This window comes from Imperialibacter sp. EC-SDR9 (genome assembly GCF_902498805.1).
GTDB lineage: Bacteria > Bacteroidota > Bacteroidia > Cytophagales > Cyclobacteriaceae > Imperialibacter.
Genome location: NZ_LR701581.1, coordinates 113,748 through 137,386, shown reverse-complemented (window position 1 = coordinate 137,386; position 23,639 = coordinate 113,748). Strand labels below are relative to the sequence as shown.

28 protein-coding genes and 1 tRNA gene are annotated in these 23,639 nt (G+C 45.2%); 10 read left to right on the top strand and 19 right to left on the bottom strand.

Annotation, left to right across the window (positions count from 1 at the left end):
• Positions 1 to 212: 212 nt before the first annotated feature.
• Positions 213 to 1,328 (top strand): alanine dehydrogenase, encoded by a 1,116-nt coding sequence (gene ald / locus GC130_RS11035; RefSeq protein WP_151998360.1) that lies wholly within the window; start codon positions 213 to 215, stop codon positions 1,326 to 1,328.
• A 57-nt stretch (positions 1,329 to 1,385) separates the two neighbouring features.
• Here the strand turns inward: ald and GC130_RS11030 are convergent, their stop codons facing one another.
• The 14 genes from GC130_RS11030 to GC130_RS10965 form a co-directional block, all read right to left on the bottom strand.
• The gene (locus tag GC130_RS11030) at positions 1,386 to 1,817 is read right to left on the bottom strand and encodes a type I restriction enzyme HsdR N-terminal domain-containing protein (RefSeq protein ID WP_151998359.1); all 432 of its coding nucleotides are present in this window, start codon (positions 1,815 to 1,817) and stop codon (positions 1,386 to 1,388) included.
• Positions 1,814 to 3,130: an MFS transporter gene (locus GC130_RS11025; protein ID WP_151998358.1), complete on the bottom strand. Its 1,317-nt coding sequence runs from the start codon at positions 3,128 to 3,130 to the stop codon at positions 1,814 to 1,816. Before GC130_RS11025 ends, GC130_RS11030 begins: the two co-directional genes overlap by 4 nt.
• 55 nt (positions 3,131 to 3,185) lie before the next feature.
• Entirely contained in the window at positions 3,186 to 3,650 is a 465-nt protein-coding gene (locus tag GC130_RS11020; protein WP_151998357.1) for a biopolymer transporter ExbD, read from the bottom strand.
• Positions 3,651 to 3,652: 2 nt separating this feature from the next.
• Positions 3,653 to 4,294: a biopolymer transporter ExbD gene (locus GC130_RS11015; protein ID WP_151998356.1), complete on the bottom strand. Its 642-nt coding sequence runs from the start codon at positions 4,292 to 4,294 to the stop codon at positions 3,653 to 3,655.
• Between the two features lies 1 nt (position 4,295).
• The gene (locus GC130_RS11010; RefSeq protein ID WP_151998355.1) at positions 4,296 to 4,619 is read right to left on the bottom strand and encodes a hypothetical protein; all 324 of its coding nucleotides are present in this window, start codon (positions 4,617 to 4,619) and stop codon (positions 4,296 to 4,298) included.
• 24 nt (positions 4,620 to 4,643) lie between these two features.
• On the bottom strand, positions 4,644 to 5,468 hold the full coding sequence (locus tag GC130_RS11005) for a MotA/TolQ/ExbB proton channel family protein (RefSeq protein ID WP_151998354.1): 825 nt from the start codon (positions 5,466 to 5,468) through the stop codon (positions 4,644 to 4,646).
• Positions 5,469 to 5,553: 85 nt separating this feature from the next.
• A tRNA-Ser gene (locus tag GC130_RS11000) sits at positions 5,554 to 5,641 on the bottom strand.
• 91 nt (positions 5,642 to 5,732) lie between these two features.
• The gene (locus tag GC130_RS10995; protein ID WP_151998353.1) at positions 5,733 to 6,797 is read right to left on the bottom strand and encodes an asparaginase; all 1,065 of its coding nucleotides are present in this window, start codon (positions 6,795 to 6,797) and stop codon (positions 5,733 to 5,735) included.
• Positions 6,794 to 7,567: a TatD family hydrolase gene (locus GC130_RS10990; RefSeq protein WP_151998352.1), complete on the bottom strand. Its 774-nt coding sequence runs from the start codon at positions 7,565 to 7,567 to the stop codon at positions 6,794 to 6,796. Before GC130_RS10990 ends, GC130_RS10995 begins: the two co-directional genes overlap by 4 nt.
• A gap of 12 nt (positions 7,568 to 7,579) precedes the next feature.
• Positions 7,580 to 8,692, bottom strand: a complete 1,113-nt coding sequence (locus tag GC130_RS10985) for a glycosyltransferase (protein WP_193217832.1) — start codon at positions 8,690 to 8,692, stop codon at positions 7,580 to 7,582.
• Positions 8,685 to 9,320: a polysaccharide deacetylase family protein gene (locus GC130_RS10980; RefSeq protein ID WP_151998350.1), complete on the bottom strand. Its 636-nt coding sequence runs from the start codon at positions 9,318 to 9,320 to the stop codon at positions 8,685 to 8,687. Before GC130_RS10980 ends, GC130_RS10985 begins: the two co-directional genes overlap by 8 nt.
• Before the next feature lie 7 nt (positions 9,321 to 9,327).
• Entirely contained in the window at positions 9,328 to 10,536 is a 1,209-nt protein-coding gene (locus GC130_RS10975; RefSeq protein ID WP_151998349.1) for a GAF domain-containing SpoIIE family protein phosphatase, read from the bottom strand.
• A gap of 11 nt (positions 10,537 to 10,547) precedes the next feature.
• Positions 10,548 to 10,802: a transporter gene (locus GC130_RS10970; RefSeq protein ID WP_151998348.1), complete on the bottom strand. Its 255-nt coding sequence runs from the start codon at positions 10,800 to 10,802 to the stop codon at positions 10,548 to 10,550.
• Positions 10,799 to 11,944, bottom strand: a complete 1,146-nt coding sequence (locus GC130_RS10965; protein ID WP_151998347.1) for a glycosyltransferase — start codon at positions 11,942 to 11,944, stop codon at positions 10,799 to 10,801. The genes GC130_RS10970 and GC130_RS10965 overlap by 4 nt, the downstream gene beginning before the upstream one ends.
• A 77-nt stretch (positions 11,945 to 12,021) precedes the next feature.
• Here GC130_RS10965 and ruvC point away from each other — a divergent pair, with 77 nt between their 5' ends.
• Positions 12,022 to 12,582 (top strand): crossover junction endodeoxyribonuclease RuvC, encoded by a 561-nt coding sequence (ruvC, locus tag GC130_RS10960; protein WP_370455777.1) that lies wholly within the window; start codon positions 12,022 to 12,024, stop codon positions 12,580 to 12,582.
• 12 nt (positions 12,583 to 12,594) lie between these two features.
• Here ruvC and GC130_RS10955 read toward each other — a convergent pair whose 3' ends face one another.
• The 5 genes from GC130_RS10955 to rsmA form a co-directional block, all read right to left on the bottom strand.
• Positions 12,595 to 12,987, bottom strand: a complete 393-nt coding sequence (locus tag GC130_RS10955; protein WP_151998345.1) for an HIT family protein — start codon at positions 12,985 to 12,987, stop codon at positions 12,595 to 12,597.
• Between the two features lie 11 nt (positions 12,988 to 12,998).
• A complete protein-coding gene (gene greA, locus GC130_RS10950; protein WP_151998344.1) occupies positions 12,999 to 13,472 on the bottom strand; it encodes a transcription elongation factor GreA in 474 nt (157 codons plus the stop codon).
• A gap of 259 nt (positions 13,473 to 13,731) precedes the next feature.
• Positions 13,732 to 14,697, bottom strand: a complete 966-nt coding sequence (locus GC130_RS10945; protein ID WP_151998343.1) for an NAD(P)-dependent oxidoreductase — start codon at positions 14,695 to 14,697, stop codon at positions 13,732 to 13,734.
• A gap of 5 nt (positions 14,698 to 14,702) precedes the next feature.
• Entirely contained in the window at positions 14,703 to 16,070 is a 1,368-nt protein-coding gene (mgtE, locus tag GC130_RS10940) for a magnesium transporter (protein ID WP_151998342.1), read from the bottom strand.
• Entirely contained in the window at positions 16,043 to 16,843 is an 801-nt protein-coding gene (rsmA, locus tag GC130_RS10935) for a 16S rRNA (adenine(1518)-N(6)/adenine(1519)-N(6))-dimethyltransferase RsmA (RefSeq protein WP_151998341.1), read from the bottom strand. The genes mgtE and rsmA overlap by 28 nt, the downstream gene beginning before the upstream one ends.
• A 124-nt stretch (positions 16,844 to 16,967) precedes the next feature.
• On the opposite strand from rsmA, the gene pdxA reads away from it, so the two are divergent.
• The 8 genes from pdxA to accC all read left to right on the top strand — a co-directional run bounded on the left by pdxA (position 16,968) and on the right by accC (position 23,519).
• Positions 16,968 to 18,002 carry a 4-hydroxythreonine-4-phosphate dehydrogenase PdxA gene (gene pdxA, locus GC130_RS10930; protein ID WP_151998340.1) on the top strand — a complete coding sequence of 345 codons (1,035 nt, stop codon included), beginning with the start codon at positions 16,968 to 16,970 and terminating at the stop codon, positions 18,000 to 18,002.
• 179 nt (positions 18,003 to 18,181) lie between these two features.
• The gene (locus GC130_RS10925) at positions 18,182 to 18,730 is read left to right on the top strand and encodes a DUF177 domain-containing protein (protein WP_151998339.1); all 549 of its coding nucleotides are present in this window, start codon (positions 18,182 to 18,184) and stop codon (positions 18,728 to 18,730) included.
• 19 nt (positions 18,731 to 18,749) lie between these two features.
• A complete protein-coding gene (rpmF, locus tag GC130_RS10920) occupies positions 18,750 to 18,941 on the top strand; it encodes a 50S ribosomal protein L32 (protein WP_151998338.1) in 192 nt (63 codons plus the stop codon).
• 38 nt (positions 18,942 to 18,979) lie between these two features.
• Positions 18,980 to 19,921: a phosphate acyltransferase gene (locus tag GC130_RS10915; RefSeq protein WP_151998337.1), complete on the top strand. Its 942-nt coding sequence runs from the start codon at positions 18,980 to 18,982 to the stop codon at positions 19,919 to 19,921.
• A gap of 12 nt (positions 19,922 to 19,933) precedes the next feature.
• Positions 19,934 to 20,932 carry a beta-ketoacyl-ACP synthase III gene (locus tag GC130_RS10910; RefSeq protein ID WP_151998336.1) on the top strand — a complete coding sequence of 333 codons (999 nt, stop codon included), beginning with the start codon at positions 19,934 to 19,936 and terminating at the stop codon, positions 20,930 to 20,932.
• A 30-nt stretch (positions 20,933 to 20,962) separates the two neighbouring features.
• Positions 20,963 to 21,526 carry an elongation factor P gene (efp, locus tag GC130_RS10905; protein WP_151998335.1) on the top strand — a complete coding sequence of 188 codons (564 nt, stop codon included), beginning with the start codon at positions 20,963 to 20,965 and terminating at the stop codon, positions 21,524 to 21,526.
• A gap of 119 nt (positions 21,527 to 21,645) precedes the next feature.
• Complete coding sequence (gene accB, locus GC130_RS10900) at positions 21,646 to 22,113, top strand: acetyl-CoA carboxylase biotin carboxyl carrier protein (protein ID WP_151998334.1); 468 nt, start codon at positions 21,646 to 21,648, stop codon at positions 22,111 to 22,113.
• 59 nt (positions 22,114 to 22,172) lie between these two features.
• Complete coding sequence (accC, locus tag GC130_RS10895) at positions 22,173 to 23,519, top strand: acetyl-CoA carboxylase biotin carboxylase subunit (protein ID WP_151998333.1); 1,347 nt, start codon at positions 22,173 to 22,175, stop codon at positions 23,517 to 23,519.
• Positions 23,520 to 23,639 lie beyond the last annotated feature (120 nt).

The following is a 23,639-nucleotide window of genomic DNA, read 5'->3' as shown; positions in this document are numbered from 1 at the left end:
ATTATGGTTTTTAAGGAATAAAATTTTTGCAAATGATCCTTCGGGCAAAGAATAGTTTGTTGGTATCAATCGGTAAGAAATTTTAGTATTATTCAATGAAAGGGGGACGGTTTTGTCAACATTGAAAATCGAAGAGTTTCAAAACAATTATTGCATTCATGTTCATATATTTGTTGCCTTTCCAAAAAGCGACATTAACTAACAATACGATCATGATAATTGGGGTTCCAAAGGAGATTAAAAACAATGAAAACAGGGTTGCATTGACCCCTGCAGGCGTAACTGAATTATTAAAGAGAGGCCATGAGGTTTATGTGCAGTCTACTGCAGGAGAAGGAAGCGGGTTCACTGATGATTCTTACAAAGAAGCAGGTGCCAACATACTTCCGACCATTGAAGCTACTTACCAGAAAGCTGAAATGATCATGAAAGTGAAGGAGCCTATTGAAGCAGAGTATTCGCTTATCAAGAAGGATCAATTGCTATTTACCTATTTCCATTTTGCCTCATATGAGCCCCTTACACACGCCATGATAAAGAGCGGGGCTGTTTGCCTTGCTTATGAGACCGTTGAAAAAGCCAATGGCACACTACCTCTTCTCATCCCTATGTCGGAAGTAGCAGGTAGAATGTCGATACAACAGGGTGCCAAGTTTCTGGAGAAACCAATGAAGGGCCGTGGCATTCTGCTGGGAGGTGTACCAGGAGTGCGTCCGGCAAAAGTGATGATCCTCGGCGGTGGCGTAGTGGGCACTGAAGCAGCGAAAATGGCCGCTGGCCTTGGTGCTGATGTGATCATCCTTGACCTGAGCTTGCCAAGGCTTCGTTACCTTGATGATGTAATGCCTGCGAACGTTAAAACCTTAATGAGTAACGAATACAATATCCGTGAACTCATCAAAGATCACGACCTGATCATTGGTGCGGTATTAATTCCGGGCGCAAAAGCGCCAAAGCTCATCACCAAAGATATGCTGAAGGAAATGCGCCCAGGCACTGTGATGGTGGATGTGGCGGTAGATCAGGGTGGCTGCTTCGAGACTACCAAGCCAACTACTCACCAGGATCCGGTTTTCATCATCGACGATGTGATTCACTATTGCGTCGCCAATATGCCTGGCGCCGTTCCTTACACTTCCACACTGGCACTTACCAATGCCACACTGCCCTATGCTATTCAGCTGGCTGGCAAGGGATGGAAGACAGCCTGCAGGGACAACAATGAACTGAAACTTGGCTTGAATGTGATCAACGGAAAAGTGGTATACCAGGCAGTATCAGAAGCCTTTAATTTGGCCTATACCGACGTCAACACATTCCTGAATTAATTCGATCTGAAGAGGTTATTGAAGAAGAGGTTGTTCTAGCTGCGGACAACCTCTTTTTTACTTATAAGGAGGGATATCGCTGAGAGATACCAGGTTATTCCTTTCCCTTTCAACCTGCAGACAAATCATTTCGTTACCATTGGTAATGACCAATATGTTTGCGTCCAGCTCTTTGTTATAAGTCGCCACCTGAAAAATTGTCTCCCGACTTAGCTTCACATCTGGCGCTTTACACTCCACCAGAATGTGAGGTTTGCCAGTGTTGTTATACACCACAAGATCAGTTCTCTTCTGCCTTTTGTTGTAATGCAAGCCGGCTTCTATCGACATCAAACCCTTTGGGTAGTGGAGTTCAGCCATGAGATAATTTACCATCTGCTGCCTGACCGCTTCCTCAGGCGTCCAAACGAGGTACTTCCGTCTAAGAAGGTCGTAAATGAGCGTCTGTCCGTCCTTTTCAATTACAAGTGGTCTGGTTTCCTTGCTCATTTAGCTTCTTCCGCTTTCGGAAGCCTGATAATCTTAAAATTGGTTTGTCTCAAGAAAAAGAGACCCAAAATAAAAAACGTAGCTAGGGCAAGTGTGCTGTTTCGCATGCTGCCAGTAACTTGCTCTATCAATCCATAGGCAAATGTCCCAATCACAATTGACAGTTTTTCCGTCACATCATAGAAGCTAAAATAAGAAGCGTGGTCAATGGTGTTCTCAGGTATCAGCTTAGAAAATGCCGACCGGGACTGTGACTGTATACCCCCCATTACCAGCCCAACCACAGTCGCCACTACGTAGAACTGCATCGCAGATGTAACAAAGTATGCCCCAAGGCAAACCAAAATCCAAATCACAACCATTATCGACAACGATATTTTGTTGCCCTTTATCTTCGACACGTAGGCGAACAAATATGACCCGGCGATGGCTACCACCTGTATAATCAACACGGTCAATATCAGCTTTTCGCCAGGCAACTTCAGCTCTTTGTCACCAAAAGTTGCGGCCAGAAACATGACGGTTTGCACGCCCATGTTGTAGAAAAAGAAAGCTTTGAGGTAACGCCGCATGGAAGGCAACTCCCTTAGAGACCTAAACACTTTCCGCACCTCCTTGTAGCCATGAGCCAGTAGCTTGCCAGCAGGCTTTCGATTGTAGGGATTGGTGGGTAGAAAATGAAAGGGAATTAGTGAAAACCCTAGCCACCACACCCCTACCAGCAAAAAGGCAAATCGTGATGCCTCTCCCCCGTTAGCAAACCCAAACCAGTCTGGAAAGGTGATAGAGATAAGGTTAAACAGAAGAAGCAACAGGCTACCGGCATACCCCATGGCGTACCCTTTTGCACTTACAATATCATACCTGTCAGCCGTGGTGATTTCGGGTAAAAAAGCGTTGTAAAAAACCAGGCTTCCGGAGTAGCCTATGCTGGCGACGATCGAAGCAAAAATACCAAGTTCTATGTTACTCCCGTCAAAGAAATAAAGCGTTATACACGCTGCTGCGCCAATATAGGTGAAGATTCGAAGAAAGAGTTTCTTCATGCCTCCATAGTCAGCGATGCCCGAGAGCAAAGGAGAAAAGAGTGCAATAGCTAAGAAGGAGAAAGAAATAGAATAGGAATAGAGAACCGTATTGGTAATCTCCAGCCCTAGAAACTGCACCTTCTCACCACCAAAAAAATTTCTGGTGACGCTGCTATAATAAACTGGAAAAATTGTACTGGTGATTACCAGGTTGTAGACTGAATTAGACCAGTCGTACATGCACCAGGCATTCACCACCTTGTTGTTCTTAAGGTTCAGGTTCATGGCAAAAAAAAAGTCTTCCCCAAAGGAAAGACTTTTATATGATTATCAACTATGATTATTGGTTATCCATACCTTGAAGAGAGCTGTAAAGCACCTTCCTGGCATTAGCTTCTCTCAGCTCCTGCTGCACATCAGCTACAATACCCATTTTGGCTTCAATATCCACCTTCATTGACATTGTAATCTGATCTCTTTCCACCTCGCTAAGCTTATCCTTTTCTGTATTTACAAACTGGACAACATCCTTTGGCGTGATGAATACATCATTTACCTGAATCTTAGGCTCAGTACCGAAAGTTGCTGCATTCTTAGGAGGGCCAATATAAATATAGCTCACCAACGACTTACGCTCAATTTTCGATAGCTGAGTAGCTCTCGGCAAATGTTGTTCCACCAATAGCTCTGTTTCCCTCATCACGGTGGTTACCATGAAGAAGAACAAAAGCATAAAGATGATATCAGGAAGAGCGGCTGTAGGTATTTCCTGAGAAGTACCAGAACTCTTTTTAAACTTTCCCATAATTAACCTCCAATTTTAGTAGGCTCCGCAATAGAAATCGCTCTGGGCATTCCTGAACGAGCCTGATCATACAGCTTCTTTTGCTCCGGATCTTTCTGATCCAGCTGAAGAAACTCCTGAGCAGTTTTACCTATTCTCTCACCATATACCTCGTTGTAAGCGGCATTTACTTCGTCCAATACAGTAATGTATAGTTCATAGCTCGTACCTCTGTCGGCTTTGAAAGAAACGATGGCTTTATCAGGCCCATCGGATGAAGTAGATTTTCTTCCATATGCGCTAACAAAGCTCTTCATAGGAGCGGGAAGGTCATTATATACTTGCATGGCGTCCTCAGAGGGGCGGCCAAAGTTGAGAATAAACTCCTTGATCATTGGCTTCAGTTCCTCAACATCCGTTAGGGGCTCATCTTCAACAAGCAGCAAATCCTTCGAGTTTGCTTGAATTTTGAAGATGTTCCTATCGTTCTCCTTCACCTCTGGTGGTGGCTGGTTCGGATCCGGCTTCGGTGGCAAAAGCATCGCAATACCTTTGTCATTTGCCATCGTGGTAGTTACCAGAAAGAAAATGAGCAAAAGGAAAGCAATGTCAGCCATAGAACCGGCATTTACCTCCGTGCTAGGTCTGTTTTTCTTGCTTGCCATATTACTTAACGATTTTTGAAATTTCCGTATACACGATTCCAACTAAAGCTACACCTGTCAACAGGTACATCATAATCAAAGAACCTCCAACCAATTTAGACAATCCTGCGTCGACGTTATACTTTGTATACACTGCTGTTACCTCATCGCCGGAAATTGCATATCCCAAACCGAAAATAACCAGCAAGATAAGAATACCGACGGCCGACATGGCCAATGAAGACAGATCGTCCAAGGCGTTGATCAAAGGCAATATGATCGCTGCTAGTAGCGCTATTCCCACCAGAATGTAGGAGCCGATCAATGCTATATCAATAAAATCCATTTTTGCTGTCTTTAGATGTTAATACTACTTAGAAAGATTGTGCTTTACAAGGATGTCTACCAATGTAATAGAGGCATCTTCCATTGAGTTCACAAGAGAATCGATCTTTGAAATAAGGTAGTTATAGAACAACTGAAGAATAACAGCTACGATAAGACCACCTACCGTTGTCAAAAGGGCGATTTTGATACCGTCGGCCACAAGAGCAGGAGAAACGTCACCAGCTGCAGCAATTGCATCAAATGCACCAATCATACCAATTACCGTACCCATGAAACCAAGCATAGGAGCAAGAGAGATGAATAGAGAGATCCAAACCATTCCTCTTTCCAGTTTACCCATTTCAACAGAACCGTAAGCAATGATTGACTTCTCAACCATTTCAACGCCTTCTGACATTCTCATTAGTCCCTGAGTAAAGATAGATGCAACGGGGCCTTTAGTATTTTTACAAACTTCTTTTGCTGCCTCAACGCCTCCTGAAGCTAGCGCATTCTCAACGTTAGCAAGAAGCTTTTTGGTGTTAGTGGTAGCGAGGTTCAAAGTGATGATACGCTCGATGGCAACCGCCAAACCGAAGATCAAACACAAAAGAACGATACCCATAAATTCCCAACCACCGGCGATGAATTGCTCCTTTACAATTTGGTGAAATGATTGCTCTGGCTCATCGACTACTTCTTCCATCATTGGAGCGGCTACAGGCTCAGGCTCGGCAACGACCTCTTCCACAGCAGCAGAGTCAACCATAGCAGTACTGTCTGAGGAAACTTCATCCTGAGCAACTGCATTGAATTGGCTGAATGCAAAAACGCCTGTTAGCAACAGCGAAGCGAATAACTTTTTCATAGTTTAAATTTTAGTAAATCGTAAATTGGTTACAGTTAGTAAAAGATAGTTTGTTTTCGTTTTGAATTCTCGTTTATAAATTCTGCGGAGAGAGAGGGATTCGAACCCTCGATACCCTTTAGAGGTATACACACTTTCCAGGCGTGCTCCTTCAACCACTCGGACACCTCTCCAAAGTACAATTTTTGGCGTCTAGCAGCAACAAATAAATCAAGAAAAAACTCTTTATGCAAATTTTGATATTAAATTTACATAAGCGTAAAACTAGCTCATTTCCCCTGCAATTGGCACTATTAGCTTCTTTTTAACTTCCTTGGTATTCTTCTCTTTTGCCAGCAGAAACATTAGTTTGGTGATGGCAGCTTCAGTAGTGATGTCCTGACCGCTGAGCACCCCTATTTCCTCGAGAATCCTGCTTGATTCGTAGCGCCCCTGAATTACTTTACCTCCAATGCACTGGCTTACATTAAAGATGACAATCCCTCTTGTAACAGCGGAATGAAGGCTTTTTATGAACCAGTCGTAGTTCATTGTATTACCCGACCCATAGGTTTCCAGCACAACTCCCCGAAGTCCGGGGGTGCCCAATATACTATTGACCACACTCTCACTGATACCAGGAAAAAGCTTTAAGATGGTGACATTATTGTCGAATCCCTTATGAAGTTTGAGTTTAAGGCCAGGCCGAAAAGCCATGATTGAGGACTTGTTGTATTCGATGGTAACACCCGACTCAGCCAAATATGGGTAGTTCTCCGATTCGAATGCCGCAAAGTGACTACTCCGTAATTTTTGTGATCGGTTACCTCTCATCAGGTAAAAATTAAAGTAGATGGCAACTTCAGAGATAATTGGTTTGTCTTCTTCGAGTGTAGAGGCTATCTCGAGCGCTGTAATCAGGTTCTCACGAGCGTCTGATCTGGTCGATCCGATAGGGATTTGTGCGCCAGTGAAGATAACTGGCTTATTAAGCCCATCCAGCATATAGCTAAGTGCCGAGGCTGTATAAGCCATGGTGTCGGTTCCATGAAGTATAACAAAGCCATCGTACTGAGAATAGTTTTCGTAGATGATATAGCCGATGTCCTGCCAGTGAGATATATTAATATTAGAAGAGTCGGTGGGCTCTGGAAAAGAGATGACAGTAATTTTTAGATCAAGGGCCTTCAGCTCGGGAATTTTATCAATCACCAGGCCAAAGTTGAAAGGAACGAGAGACCCTGTTTCGTCATATGACATACCGAATGTGCCTCCGGTATATATAATAAGGATACTGCTTTTTGGGTTAAGGCCACTTGCGGTGGCAATGTTTACAATCTTATAATTCATTGGTGATAGCTGAAAAGTTGATTTGCATTCCTTGTGGTTGTTTCAGCCACCTCAGCCAGGGAGAGTCCGGTTAGTTCAGAAACCCGCTGCGCAATAATTGGAATGTAGGAAGGCTCGTTTCTTTTGCCCCTATGCGGCACTGGTGCAAGATAAGGAGAGTCGGTCTCCAAAACCAGCCCATCGGCACCCAGCTGGGGTAAAACTGAATCAAGCCCGCCGTTTTTAAAGGTGCTTACTCCTCCTATTCCTAAAAAAAATCCTAATTCCAGTATCCGCCTGGCCTGGCGTTCATTTCCCGTAAAGCAATGAAAGACACCATTAAGCCGCTCGTCTTTAAGGGATTCTACCAAATCAATTGTCAGGTCAATCGATTCACGACAATGAATAACTATAGGCAAGCCATACTCTTTTGCCCACTGGCACTGAATAGTAAACGCTTCTTTCTGATAGTCGAGGAGCGTTTTATCCCAGTAAAGATCGGTGCCTATTTCGCCAATAGCGGTAAACTGTCGCTTTCCCAGCCACTCTTCGGCTATCTTCAGCTCACTTTCAAATCCATTTTTGATGGAACATGGGTGCACACCCATCATTGAAAAGCAGCGACCCGGATAAGCATCTTCCAGTGCCAGCATACTATCTATGGACTCACTATCTATATTAGGCATGTAGATTCTCTCCACCCCGCCTTCAAATGAGCGGGCCACCATCTCGTGAACGTCTTCTGAAAATTTTCTTGAATATATATGGGCGTGGGTATCAACAAACTGCATCAAATGTCGGGGCTAATAATGTCTATCCTTCCACTTCATTCCTGAAGGCAAAATGGAAAACAAAAGTGTGGACAAAGATATAATAGCCGAGTAGAATTCGAAGAGAACAAGCGTACCAATTTTTACAGGCAGTCCCGACAGGCGTACAGTTTTGTAAACAAACCATGATTGAACAGCGCTCTTTGCAGCAATCAAAAGTATTGACCAGGGATGGAGTACAACCAATGCAATGGCCAACGGATAATAGAAGGCCTGAAGTCCCAAAACAGCCACGATGGCCACAGGGAGTTGAACGGCTCCACTCATCCACCTCTTTCGCTGATGCAAAAGCCCCTTGATGCTAGCTGCGGGTAAAGTAATGCCGGTGACGGGTGGGCTGATCAGCTGCCTGAAGCCATATCCTTTGGATAAAATAGCCCTGGTGAGCTGAAAGTCTTCCGTAACTGAGAAAGGCATGTTCTCATAACCACCTGTTTGATGATAAGCATTTGCTATTACAGCCATGTTATTGCCCATCCCGGTCACGGGCGTGCCCAGGTCGGATACGACCCTCATCATTCCGATGGCGTATGCCCAGTCTATGGCCTGAAAGGAAGCGAAAAGGCTGTTTTCGTTTATCGCCGTGTAGCCTGTTACCATGCCTGTATCTTCTTCAAAAGCTGCTACCATGGCCTGGCACCAGGTGGACGGAAGCTGCATGTCAGCATCGGTTATAAGATAGACTTCGCCGGATGCCTTTCTGGTTAGCTGTGCAAGCACATTTGCTTTGCCCCTGGCGGAGCCCATATCATGGTCAATATTAAAGACCTTTAGCAGAGAGTGCTCCCTTTCAAATGAGCGGGCAATAACCTCTGTCTTATCGGTGGAGGCATCGTTTCCTATGAGTATTTCTATCTTATCAGCAGGATAGTCCTGATCCAAAAGGCTTTTGATGCACCTTGGCAACGTTGCCTCCTCGTTTCTCGCCGCTACCAGAACGGAAACCCTTGGAAGGTTCGTATCATCGAATAAACTTGTAGCAACATCCCTGCTTGAATCGCCCTTTAAAAAGAAAAGCAGCAATATGTCGATAAGCAACACGCTACAGACGAAAAAAATCAAAATCAAACCGATTGTCTCACCCAATGGCACAGAATTGATAACCTAGTGAAGAAAAATGATCCAGAAATTTCGGTAGCGAGTACTTGATTCGGGCTTCTGCTTTCACATTTTCGTGATAAATGACAATAGAGCCGGGTTTGGTTCCTTTTATTGTTTCTACATGGCATTTTTCGGGACTTAGTGATTGATCAAAGTCACCAGTTAAGTAGTCCCACATGATAATGCGGTAATTGGCCGATATCTTTTTTGCAAGCGAAAAGGTCAGCTGCCCGTAAGGCGGCCTGAACAGCCCGGCGGGGCCTCCTCCTCCACATTCAACGATAGCTGCCTCACAAAGTGCTATATTGGCCATATAGTCTTCATGAGAGTTTCGCCATCCTTTCAGATGGTTGAAGGTGTGATTACCGATACTGTGTCCTTCATCGCTAGCCCGCTTAAACAGCTCCGGGTGTTTTTTGATATTATTGCCGACATAAAAAAAAGTACCCCTGGCGCCAAATTCCTTCAACGTGTCGAGCACCCAGGGAGTGAGCTCGGGAATTGGGCCATCGTCAAAAGTCAGGAATATCTTTTTTTCGGTATCGTGAAAATTCCAGGTCGCCTGAGGGAACAACTTCTTTAGCCAACCGGGAGTTTTTCTGAAGTAGAGCAAACCAAGCCTAGCTTATGATTTTACAAGAAAGCATGGTGATATCGTCCCGGTAGCTTTCTGCACCCTTGAAATCTTCGAGTGACTTGATCACTGTTTCGTGTATCCCTGCCAGAGACTTGTTGGTCATGTCGCTAAGCGCTTCCATCAGTCTTTCCGAGCCATATTCCTCGCCTTCCGCATTGAAAGTCTCAGTAAGCCCGTCGGTATAACAGAAAAAGTTGAAGTCCTTGAGTCCGGTAACGGTGCCCACATTCAAAAACGGCAGGTCTTCAAAAATCCCCAATATCGTAGTACCCTCCTCCAGTGCCTGAAAGCCGCTTTCTGTAAATAGAATGGGAGGATTGTGTCCGCAATTTACATATTTCATCTGCCCGGCCTCATGATCATAAATGGTCATGAAAAAAGTGATGAAGTTTTCGCCATTGCTGTTGAACATGATCTGGCGGTTCAGCTCATACACTATTTCCCGCACATCGTAGGTCTTCCTGACTATCACTCTCAACGCCGCCTGAAAGTTTGACATTAGCAATGCCGCAGGTACGCCTTTCCCCGATACGTCGGCGATACACAATAAAAACTTCCCATTACTCAGCTCCACATAGTCGTAGTAGTCGCCGCCAACATTTTTGTGCGGAATATAAGTGGCTTCAATTTGCAGTTTCTCCAGCTGCGGAAGGTTTTTTGGAAAAAGGAAAGTCTGCACCTGTCTGGCAATCTCGAGTTCCTTTCTGTAGGCCTCTTGTTCCAGTTGTCTTCGTGCCAGCTTCTTATTTTCAATAGCCACCAATATAATATTGGTCAGTGCTTTAATGAATGTAAGATTGTGAGACACCCCCTGCTCTGTCTGGGCATCGTCTTGCTTACCGAGGAAAACCACCGCCAGCAGCTTTTCCTTATGCTGAACGGGGAATGCCATGTGAAACTCCGACCAAAACGGTTCATTCGAGTCGAGCTCAACTTCCTCAGGCAGGTTCTGGTAACATGCCGGGAGCTTTGGAATCTTTTTATTGCCTACACCAAAGCTGAGCTTGCAGTCCCACTCGTCCTCCATCACATACAGCGCAAGCTTCTTTACTTTGAGGTTTCCGAGAAGGGTAAAATGGTAGATTTTATACAAAGAGGCTTCCGCCAGGTTATTGTTGATAGCCTGAGTGATTTCGAGCAAAGAATTCAGTTCCAGCTCTTTGAGATCTTGTTGCGTAACTACGGACTCCATTTTCACTCCTATTAGCGCCCATTGTGAGCGAGCAGGCCTTCCTTGCTGGCCAGATAAAAGTAGTTTTGAAAGTTGTGATCCAAGTTGATTTGCTGATCCGATATTTCAGCAGCTACACTTTCATAAACTTTCAACCATCCCTTACGGTACAAATCGGTGAGGGTAGACTTAAGGTTTTCCACTGACAGGTTGGTTGCGTTCTTCAATTCCTTGAAGTGCGTTACGAAATACAACTCGTCCAATACATCAAACTCCAGGTCACTCATGGATACACCCTTCCCTTCCAGTGATATTCTCCAAAATTAGAAGCTATAGCAAAAAATACGGCATAAAATGGGTAAATAATTTCCATGAGAAGAAAGTACTGCCCCAGCCCACTCAGGTTGAAGTTTCGACTGATTTTTCGGCTGAAACCAAACTCTGCCAGCCATTTTACGGCGATTGGTATAAGCAAGACTGGGTTCATTGAAATTAAGAAAAGGCTAAAAAGGCAGATGAAACCCAGGTTGCCCGCCACCACAGCTACGGCCAGCTGGCGAGGCCACGGAACAGTGTAGGCCTTCCACTTGCCCGCCCAGCGTCTCCGCTGGTGGTACAAAGCTCCCAGTGATGTCGGCCTGTCGGTTGAAACAAGTGAGTCTTGATCTTTATTATTGTAAAAAGCGCCATTCGGATACTTTCTTTGCACCGCATGCAACATAAACTCATCGTCGCCAGAAGCAATTTGCTGGTTATTGTCAAAAGGATGGAGCTCTTGTATGAGTTCACGCCTATAGGATAAGTTAGCGCCACTACACATGGTTGGTTTTTGGATCAGGTTGGTGATGGCGGCGACACCCGTCAGCGACATTGCCTCCAGGTTCAACAGCGCTGACGCCCAGTTGCTTCCTTTAAAGCAAAATGCACCAAAGACCAACTTCGCTTCCTCATAATGTGTGTAATAGTTGATATGAGAGGCTACCCAATTCGGTTGCACGTTGCAATCAGCATCGGTTAGCACAAGCACGTCTGCCTCAGATAGCGCTGCTGCTGCCTTGATTGCCTGCTTTTTTCGGCTTCCCTCCCCAACTGTGGCTTCGAGGTGAATGATTCTAAGTGCCATGCCATTGTCGGCAGCAAAGCTTTCCGCCTTTTCTACTGTGTCGTCGTCAGACTGGTCGTTGACTAAAATCACCTCCAGGAGATGGCCGGGATAAGTTTGAGCTTCGATGTTGCCCAGAAGTGACACGATGGACGCTGCTTCGTTCCTGGCCACAATAACAATTGATACTGATAGATTGCCAGTCGTTCCTGTAGTCTCGGGCGCAGTGGGAACATGTTTCCACTTGCCCCAGCAATAAGCTATGAACAGGCTGTATACGACAACACCCACAGCAGCAATGATCCCGAAAATATCAATAGCCAACATCCGGGTTTGAATTTAGGGAGGATTTATGTAGCATCACCCAAATTTTAAATAAGCTTATCACGAAAGATGTGGCAGGTTTGAACAAGACTGTAAAAGAGAAAATCATTTTGGGGGTTGACCCAGGCACCAGCATCATGGGCTATGGGGTCATTATGGTGCAGAGAAATAAACTAACGTTGTTACAGTTTGGCGTGATTCACCTGAGCAAGTATTCGGGCCATGAATTGAAACTCAAGAAAATTTTTGAAAGAATAACCTCTGTCTTAGAGGAGTTTCACCCCGATGAAGTGGCGTTGGAAGCTCCATTTTTTGGTAAAAACATCCAGTCGATGCTTAAATTGGGAAGAGCGCAGGGTGTGGCCATGGCTGCAGCATTGGCACGTGAAATACCGATTTTTGAATATGCCCCAAAAAAGGTAAAGCAGTCGGTAACGGGAAATGGAAACGCCTCAAAGGAGCAAGTAGCCAAGATGCTTCAGACCCTTCTCAATTTCAAAGAAGCACCTAAGCTGCTTGATGCTACGGACGCACTGGCTGTTGCCGTATGCCACCATTTCCAGGGGGGAGACACCGGGCCAAAAAATAAAAGCTGGAAATCCTTTATCTCTGATAATCCTGGTAGGGTAAAGGGAGTTTAGCTGCGAATCAAGCTATAGAGCTGCTCTAATTTTTGCTGCCGTAGCAGCCAGTTCTTCCTGTGTTGGGTGCAACTTGGGCTCCAGAAAATTGATGTCTCGCATGCTATTAAGAGGAACCAGATGCACGTGAGTGTGGGGCACCTCAATACCAATAACAGCCACGCCTACTCTCTTGCAGGGAATGCTCCCGTCAATAGCTTTGGCAACTTTTTTAGCGAATACCAGAATCCCCGACAAGGTTTCATCGTCATTGTCAAAGATGTAGTCCACTTCCTTTTTAGGCACCACCAATGTGTGGCCCATCACCAGAGGACTGATATCCAAAAAAGCAATGTAGTGCTCGTCTTCGAGCACTATGTGACCTGGTATTTCTCTATTGATGATTTTGGTGAAAATAGAAGCCATCGTGCGAATTGTTAGATAGCAATATCAACAATTTCGAATTCAATATTCCCACCTGGCGCTTCTACCATGGCTGTTTCGCCGAGCTTCTTTCCCAGCAACCCTTTGCCAATCGGCGACTTAACCGAAATCTTGCTGGCTTTCAGATCCGCTTCTTCCTCCGCCACAAGCATGTAGGTCATCACCGCTCCATTTTTCTTGTTCTTGATTTTCACCTTTGACAGAATAGCCACTTTTGAAGTATCCAGCTTGGTTTCGTCTATTACCCGGCCATTACCGACAATCGCTTCAAGCTTCGAAATTTTCAACTCCAACAAGCCCTGAGCATCCTTTGCAGCATCATACTCAGCATTCTCGCTCAGGTCACCTTTGTCTCTGGCCTCAGCTATTTGGCGGGCCATATCAGCTCTTCCTTTCGTTTTCAACTCATTTAGCTCGTCCTTGAGTCTTTTGAGTCCTTCCTCTGTGTAATAAGATAAATTAGACATACAGTGTGCTATTAAATAAAAAAGAACGGCCCGCCAGGTAAATCCTATTGGAGACCGTTACAATTGATGACTTTTTACTGATGATCGATTAAAACGTCACTAACAACTATTATAAACTTTGTTCATAGTAGCTAAAGTGTATGATATCAAATATATCAAGATTTTAATTCAAACTCCGTCGGAGCTTGAAACATATATATTGATCTAGCATGCAAATATAAAGATTTATCCCCTAAACCTGCAAACCAGAGATCAGGCATTACAACGAAGTGCTTGGAGTTTTGGTTTCTTTGAGCTTCAATTTACGAATCTTTTCAACCAGTACCTGATTGATTCTTTCATAAGATTCGAACGACCAGCCGGCCACGTGAGGTGAGAAAAGGACATTTTTCATCTGCGTCAACTGCCCGAACGTGCTTTCCTGCTCTGGCGTGAAAGAGTGGAGCTTTTCATTCTCGAGCACGTCAAGTGCTGCCCCCCTTATTTTACCAGACTTAAGACCGGCCAACAAATCCCTGAGAACGACAACTTCGCCTCTTGACGTATTCAAAAGCCAAATTGGCTTTTGAAATCTTTCGAAAAATTCAGCATTGACCATTTGTCTTGTTTCACCTGTAAGGGGTACATTCAAACTAACAATATCAGCTTCGACATACACTTCCATCATGGAAGCTTCTTCAACACGCATATTGCTAAAACCTCTTTTGAATTTGTCGTATGCAATCACCTTGCACCCAAAGCTGGTAAGCCGCCTTGCAAATGCATCACCCATATGACCAAAGCCAATGATAGCAACTGTTTTCCCTTTCAGCTCATAGCCCCGGTTGCCCTCACGATCCCATACTTTGTTTCTAATCTGAGTGTCGCCCACCAACAAGTTATTGAATAACGTCAGCAGCATGGCTATGCTGTGTTCTGCCAGGGCATCCTGATTACCTTCCGGAGCGTTTAACAAATAAATACCCTTGCTTTCAGCTGCTTTTACGTCGATCTGATCCATGCCAGCACCGGCCCTGGCTATGAACTCCAATTTCACACACTTTTCGATGAAAAGCTTATTGATCACAAGCTTTGAACGCACAACAAGGCCAGAATAATCAGCGACCCTGTCCAACACCTCACCAGCAGTTACTTGAGGTTCATAGTCCACCTTGTACCCCTCATTTTCCAGAAGCGGAACTATGCTGGGGTGCATTTCATCCACGATCAATACAGACTTCAACATATCTCTTAAAATATTCCGTAAAGTAAGTTGGCTATAGTAAAGTAAACCCCTAAACCGAGTAAATCGTTTGCCGTGGTGATGAAGGGGCCGGAAGCGAGCGCAGGATTAATGCCAAACTTATCTAATACAATTGGCGTGATAGTGCCCATAAACGAGGCCAGTAACACTACACTGAAAAGAGCTATGCTTACAGTAATAGCCAGAAATTCTTCTTTGTAGAGAAGAATGATAGACCCGAAGACCAGCAATGCCAGAATAAGCCCATTGAGTACGGCCACAGTGAGTACTTTAATCAACCTCCTGACCATAGATTCTGCAAAAACGTTCGGGTTTGCCAAGCTCTGAACGACGATGGATGACGACTGTATGCCGACGTTGCCTCCGGTGGCCGTTATCAGCGGGATAAAAAATGCAACGGCGGGGATGAGTGCAATATCGCCCTCAAAAAGCCCTATAAACCTGGCCCCCATCAATCCACCAACCATGCCTATGATCAACCACGGCAACCGGGCCTTCGAAAGCTTCCAAACGCTGTCATCTTCCTCCACATCGTCGGAGATACCAGCCATCAGCTGCCGTTCCTCTTCGGCCTGCTCCTGCATTACATCCACAATGTCGTCAATAGTGATTCGGCCTACCAGCCTGCCCTTGGCGTTAATAACAGGAACAGCTTCCAGGTCATACTTCCGCATGATGGATGCCACCTCATCTTCATCCATGTGGGTGGCAACAGACACTATATCGTCGTCATAGATATCGGCAATTTTGGCGCTGTCTTCGGCAATGATAATTTTCTTCAACGACACCTTGCCGATCAGTTTTCCCGTGTTGTTCACAACATACACAGAATAGATTTTCTGCACCGTCTCGGCCTGCTTTCTGATTTCCTCAATGCACTGACGAATGGTCCAGTTGAGATTGCATTTGATAAGCTCTTTGGCCATCAAACCACCCGCTACATCTTCGTCGTAGTGGAGCAGTTCCTGAACATGCCTTGCCTTTTGCTCGTCACGAATGAGTGCAACGACCTCTTCCCTGGTCTGGAGCGACAACTCCATCAAAATATCTACGCAGTCGTCCGAATCAAGGAAATCAAGAAAGGAAGAAATCTCTGTTACTGTGAATGCTCCCAGGAACTCAGTCCTGGTGTCTTCGTCCAGGTCGTTGATGATCTGAGCGCTGATCTGCTTCTCGAGAAGGTCGATAACGTATTTGGACTCCTCAGTGTCGAACTCGTAGAGAAGTTGGGTAATGTCAGCAGGATTGACGCCGTCGAGCGATGCCTTGATGAACTGCTCATCTTTCTCATCGAGCGCTCCCTGGAACCTCTCGAGGTACTCTTTGCTTAGCTCGAATTGGATGAGTGCTTCCATGCTTTTTCCAGAGATAAAGTAAGTTCGAAGAAATCTTCAACTGACAATTGTTCCGCCCGCTTCTGAAGTATGGGGTTTACTTCAAATTCAGTCGGCAAAGTTAGTTCTTTAAGTGCATTCCGCAACGTTTTGCGTCGCTTTTGGAAGGCTGTTTTCACCACTTTCCTAAAAAGATCTTCGTCACATGGCAAGCGCTCTCGTTTGTTTCTCTTCAGCCTGATAACCGCTGAATTTACTTTTGGCGGCGGATGAAAAACACCCGGAGGCACAGTAAAAAGAAGGTCTATATCGTAGTATGCCTGCAAAAGTACGCTGAGAATACCATAGTCTCGGCTACCTTCCTTCCCGGCTATGCGCACCGCCACCTCTTTCTGGATCATGCCCACCACTTCGGGCACTTTTTGGCGGTTATCAAGCACCTTGAAAAATATCTGTGAACTTATATTATAAGGAAAGTTTCCGATGACAGCTAACGGGCCAGGCGCAATAGCCTCCAAGTCCATTTTCAGGAAGTCACCATCGATAATTCTACCCTCCAGCGAAATGAAATGTTTTTGCAGGTAGGCCACCGACTCTTTGTCTATTTCAGACACATATAATTGAAATTCCTTCTTATCAATCAGAAACTGTGTGAGCACGCCCGTGCCGGGCCCCACCTCCAGTACCGTTTTGTAGTCGCCGTGAAGCGTTAACGACTCGGCAATTTTTCTGGCAATGTTCTGATCTTTCAAAAAATGCTGCCCTAGATGCTTTTTGGGTCTAACTCTGTCCATTTTTTTAAAGAAGGTAAAATCCCTTAATTTGCGCCTCCTGTGTGGAAAGGTTACACATTACTCAATCCCTGAATGAAAAACCCAAACGCAGGCCAAATAACTGAAATTTTGTAGGATAAATCGGATGGATAAGTCAAAGAAAAATAAACCTGTTGTTGGCATCACCCTTGGAGATATTAATGGGATTGGTCCTGAAGTCATCATAAAGGCCCTTGAAGACAGCAGGATATTGAAGTTTATGACGCCCGTCATTTATGGTTCTTCCAAAGTTGTGTCCTATTACAGAAAGGCGCTCGACCTGAGCGACTTCAACTACCACCAAATTAAGGATCTGGGCCAGCTCTTTCATAGAAAAGTAAATGTTTACAACCTGTGGGAGGAAACTGTGGAGATCAAAATGGGGGAAGAAAATGAGACAGGAGGCAAGTATGCGTTTCTTTCGCTAAAGGCGGCAGTGGCCGATTTGAAGGACGGAAAGATTGACGCAGTTGTGACAGCACCTATTTCTAAGAATAATATCCAAAGTGAAGAGTTTAAATTTCCGGGACACACCGAATACCTGGCTGAGACTTTCGGCGTAAAGGATCACCTGATGTTGATGGCTGGCGATAAAATGAAAATTGGTCTTGTCACCGGCCACATCCCATTGAAAGCAGTGGTTTCAGCACTAGGGAAAGAACTCATCCTGAAGAAGCTTTCTGTACTTGACAGTACACTTAAAAATGACTTTGGCATCAAAAAACCCAGGATAGCCGTGCTTGGGCTCAACCCCCATGCCGGAGAAAATGGCTTACTGGGTAACGAAGAAAGAGATGTGATTTCGCCAGTGCTTAAAGAATGGAAAGACAAGGGCAATCTTGTCTTTGGCCCGTTCCCCTCAGATGGGTTTTTCGGTACCCTGATGCATGCAAAATATGACGGCGTGCTGGCCATGTACCACGACCAGGCGTTGATCCCGTTTAAGACCCTCTGCTTTGAAACCGGCGTTAACTACACGGCAGGTCTACCTGCTGTTCGCACTTCTCCTGACCATGGCACCGCCTACAGTCTTGTGGGGAAAAATGAAGCCTCAGAAACATCTATGCGAGAAGCTATCTTCATGGCCGCAGACATTGTGAAGCAGCGGAGGGTGAACGATGGTGAAGAAACGGAAGATTGATTTTTGATCACTTGATAACCTTACCGCTTTTAAATAGGCCTCAGCAAAAACTAAACAGGTGTCAGAAACCGTTCTAAGTAAGTGCGAGATATTTTCTATTTAATTCGTGAACGTCGTTTTATTAATTACGGCTTTATTCATATCTTTGCGGTCTTTATTGAATACAGAGTGAGTTTGAGATGGCAAAAAGTCCCTTAAAACCGTTTGAAATAGAGATTCAGGGGCTTTCTCTTGACCAGCATTCATTTGACTTCAGCTTTGACAATCAATTGTTTGAGGCATTCGAAGGGTCATTGATTGAAAAAGGCAAGGGAAGTGCTCACGTTGAGCTTTTGAAATCGGAGACAATGATGACTTTGTCATTCGAGGTTGAAGGTTCGGTCGAGCTTACATGCGACAGAAGCCTACGCTCGTTCGACTATGAGTTGGAGATTAGGCAGCAGTTGATCATCAAGTTTGGAGACGAGTTTGCTGAATTGGACGATGACGTTGTGGTGATTCCAAGAGAAACACAGCATTTAAATGTCGCCCAATATATATATGAGTTCATTTCGGTAGATGTTCCGATGAAAAAGCTTCATCCGGAATTGGTCACTGAAGAGGACGAAGACTTTGAGGTTGAAGGGTCGTTGATCTATCAAACCTCTGCCGAACAGGAGCAAGGCGACGACACAGAAGAAAACGTCGATCCACGCTGGGAGGCGCTGAAAAAATTTAGAAACAATTAATTGTTAATACGAAGTAAAAATGGCACATCCAAAACGAAGACATTCGACCTCCAGACGTGATAAGAGAAGGACTCACTATAAAGCTGAAGCCAAAAGCTACGTGGTATGCCCTACCACAGGTGAATTTCACCTGCCACACAGAGCTTTCTGGCTTGAAGGCAAGCTTTACTACAAAGGCAAAGTGATCATGGAAAAAGAGGTGTTAGCATAAGCTAACCCCTCTTTTGGTTCCAAACCAACACATCGTGCATGAAAATAGCTGTTGACGCAATGGGAGGCAATCTTGCCCCTGATCATGTTGTCATTGGAGCAGCCCAAGCCCTGAAGTCCTTTACTGAAGCCGATTCATTGGTTCTTCTGGGCGATAAAAGCGTTATTCAGACGTCATGCGAAAAACTTCAAATCTCCCATCAACTATTTGAGCTTCACCACGCTCCTGAGGTGATTGGCATCGATGAGCATCCTACCAAAGCCCTGGCTCAAAAGCAGCATTCAAGCATTGCAGAGGGGTTTCATTTACTGAAAAATAAGGAAATACGGGCATTTTGCGGGGCCGGTAACAGCGGAGCCATGCAAATGGGAGCCCTTTTTTCGGTCAAGCCTATTGAAGGGGTGATTCGACCAGGCCTGGCTGGGTTTGTCCCAAAAGAAGACGGTGGCTATGCGCTGCTACTTGACATAGGAGCCAATACCGACGTTCGGCAAGACGTGCTCCTCCAATTCGGTGAGCTGGGCTCAATTTATGCTACGCACATGATGGGCATCGAAAACCCCAGAGTAGCGCTGATGAACCTTGGTAAAGAGGAAGGAAGGGGGACACTATTTACCCAGGCGGCCTACCAGCTATACAGCAGCAGCTCCAAAGTCAACTTTATTGGAAATATTGACGGCAGTGACCTCTTTAACAATAAGGCTGACGTGATAGTTTGCGATGGTTTTACTGGCAATGTGGTGTCCAAAATGATTGAGTCTTTTTATGACCTCCTGAAGAAACGTAATTTTCTCGATGACTTTTTCACAAGGTTTAATTACGAAGCCGTTGGAGGAAGTCCTATATTGGGAGTTAATGGGAATGTGGTCGTTGGCCACGATGCCTCCAGCCCTGAGGCAATTAAAAACATGATTTTACTTGCATACCGAATGGCGGAAACCAATTTTTACCAAAAAATAAAGGTCGCCTTCGGAGATTAAACAACTACTAATATGACCAAAGTCCGGGCAGGAATAACGGGGATTCAAGGATATGTTCCAGATTATATATTGACCAATAAAGAGCTGGAAACCATAGTAGAAACCACAGACGAGTGGATCACCTCCAGAACCGGCATCAAAGAAAGACACATCCTGAAAGGCGAAGATCGGGGAACTTCTGTAATAGGCATTGAGGCTGTGAAGGGCTTGCTAAAAAAGACCAACACCGCCCCTTCGGAAGTAGACCTGGTGATCTGCGCCACTACCACTCCTGACATGTTATTTCCCGCCACGGCCAATATCATTTGCAATGCGGTGGGAATAAAAAATGCGTTCAGCTACGATATTCAGGCTGCCTGTTCAGGCTTCCTTTTCGCCCTCACGACCGGGTCGCAGTTTATCGAAACAGGAAAATACAAAAAAGTAATCGTGATTGGGGCCGACAAAATGTCGTCTATTATCGACTACTCTGACAGAACCACCTGCATTATTTTTGGCGATGGCGGTGGAGCGGTGATGCTTGAGCCAACAACTGATGGCACAGGCATCATAGACGCTGTTCTTCACTCAGACGGCTCAGGAGAACCATTTTTGCACATGAAAGCTGGCGGAAGCCGCAAACCAGCCTCGGCAGAAACGGTGCTTGCAGGCGAACACTACGTATATCAGGAGGGCGCTACTGTTTACAAATTTGCCGTGACCAATATGGCTGAAGTAGCCGCAGAAATCATGGAAAGAAATGGCCTTACCTCGGAAAATGTAGATTGGCTGGTACCTCACCAGGCCAATAAACGTATAATAGATGCCACCGCCAAGCGAATGGGCGTTGGCGAAGAGAAGGTGATGCTCAATATTCAAAAATACGGCAACACCACAAGCGGCACCATTCCACTGTGCCTGTGGGATTACGAAAAACAATTGAAAAAAGGGGACAATCTGGTGCTAGCCGCTTTTGGTGGTGGGTTTACCTGGGGATCAGTTTATGTTAAATGGTCCTACGATTCTAAATAATAGCTTCAACATCAATATTGACAATATTTTATGGCAACTACAGCTGACTTTAAAAACGGTCTGTGTATTGAGTATAACGGCGAACTTCATGTCATTACCGAGTTTCAACATGTGAAACCAGGTAAGGGCCCTGCCTTTGTCCGCACCAAGCTCAAAAACATCAAAACCGGCAGAGTGATTGACAACACCTTCAACTCGGGCGTGAAAATTACAACTGCAAGAGTGGAGAACCGACCTCATCAGTTTCTTTATAAAGATGACCTGGGGTACAACTTCATGGACAGCTCTACTTTTGAGCAGGTAATTCTTCAGGAAGAGATGATCAGTGCCCCGCAATTCCTGATGGATGGGCAGGGTGTCGACATTCTGGTGCATGCCGAAACCGAAACACCGCTGTCTTGCGAGTTACCCGCACACGTAGAAGTGACGGTCGTTTACACAGAGCCCGGTCTTAAAGGAGACACGGCCACTAACACGCTGAAACCAGCTACGATAGAAACCGGTGCCAACATAAAAGTGCCGCTATTTATCAATCAGGACGAACGAATAAGAATCGATACAAGGACAGGCGAATACTACGAAAGAGTGAAATAGCAGCTATTCCATGTACGGCAGGAATTTCGAAAATATTCCACTAATTTAGTTATTGGTTAACCCAACAAAATCTATTAGCCATGGCAGAAAAGCAGTCGAGGCCCAATAAAAACGAACCTATGAAAGCGAAAGAAATTCAGGATCTGATCGATTTTATCTCCAAAAGCGGACTTGAGGAAGTCAATATCGAAACAGAAGAGTTCAAGATCAAAGTAAAGCGCAATAGCGACGCACCCCGCATGGTGGAGCATATGCCAGCAGCACCTGCTCCTGTAGCTCCGGCACCCGCACCTGCTGCTGCAGCTCCGGCAGCACCTGCACCAAAATCTGGTAATGACGAAAGCAAATACCTTACTATCAAGTCTCCTATGATCGGTACATTCTACCGCTCCGCTAATCCTGAAACTGACGTATTTGTAAAGGTTGGGGACAAAGTGAAGTCAGGGCAACCAGTTTGTATTATTGAAGCCATGAAGCTCTTTAATGAAATCGAATCTGAAGTTTCCGGAACCATCGTGAAGGTATTGGTAGACAACGCTAGTCCGGTAGAATATGATCAGCCATTATTCCTAGTTGACCCGTCGTAAGGCCAGCATTTGAGGAATATTGAAGTCATATTTATTTGTCAGGATAAACCCAAATCATTGTGTTCAAAAAGATATTAATAGCCAATAGAGGAGAAATCGCCCTGAGGATCATAAGAACCTGTAGGGAGATGGGTATTAAAACGGTGGCCGTTTATTCCACAGCCGACAAAGACAGCCTTCACGTTAGATTTGCTGACGAGGCAGTTTGCATAGGCCCTCCGCCAAGTGCCAAGTCGTACCTGAAAATGCCCAATCTGATTTCAGCGGCTGAAATCACCAATGCCGATGCCATTCACCCCGGCTATGGTTTCCTTTCTGAAAACGCTGAATTTTCACGCATTTGTCAGGAATATGGCATCAAATTCATTGGTGCCAGTCCCGAGATGATCAACTCAATGGGAGACAAAGCTACTGCCAAAGATACCATGAAAAAGGCTGGTGTGCCTATTATCCCCGGATCTGAGGGTCTGTTAGACTCGGTGGCACAGGGCAAAAAATTGGCCGCCGAAGTAGGCTATCCGGTGCTATTGAAGGCTACTGCCGGCGGTGGTGGCCGGGGTATGCGCCTGGTGAAACAAGAGTCAGAATTTCAAAAAGCCTGGGATGATGCCAGAATGGAATCTGCCGCAGCCTTTGGGAACGATGGCCTCTATCTCGAAAAGTTTGTTGAAGAGCCACGCCATATAGAAATTCAAATTGTTGGAGATAGTAAAGGCAGGGCCTGCCACCTTTCGGAGAGAGATTGCTCAATACAACGTCGTCACCAAAAGCTGGTAGAGGAAACCCCCTCTCCTATAGTTTCTCAGGAGCTGAGAGAGAAAATGGGTGCTGCGGCCATTGCTGGTGCCGAAGCCATAGGGTATGAAGGAGCAGGTACCATTGAATTTCTTGTGGACAAGCATGGAGATTTCTACTTCATGGAAATGAATACCAGGATTCAGGTGGAGCACCCAATCACCGAGGAGGTAACAGATTTTGACCTGATCAAAGAGCAAATTCAAGTCGCTGCGGGGGTGCCTATTTCCGGCAAGAACTACTTCCCAAAACTTCACTCAATGGAGTGCAGAATCAACGCTGAAGACCCAGGAAACGGATTCCGTCCAAGCCCGGGTAAAATAACAAACCTTCACCTACCAGGCGGGCACGGTGTGAGAGTGGACAGTCACGTGTATGCAGGCTATACCATTCCACCTAACTACGACTCCATGATTGCCAAGCTCATTGTGTCGGCCCAAAGCCGTGAAGAAGCGATTACGAGAATGAAAAGGGCTTTGTCGGAGTTTGTGATTGAGGGAATTAAAACCACCATTCCATTCCATATCAAACTGATGGACGACCCTAAATTCAAGTCAGGCAAGTTCACCACGAAATTCCTGGAAGATTTTGATTTCAGTGATTTAAAGTAAAAAGCTTCGCAACCCGAAGTATTCAGAACCCGAAGCACAATGTTTCGGGTTTTTTTTATGCTTTTCAAGCTATCTGTGCAAAGTGGTTATGCATATAGCGAGGAAAACCTTAAGTTTAAT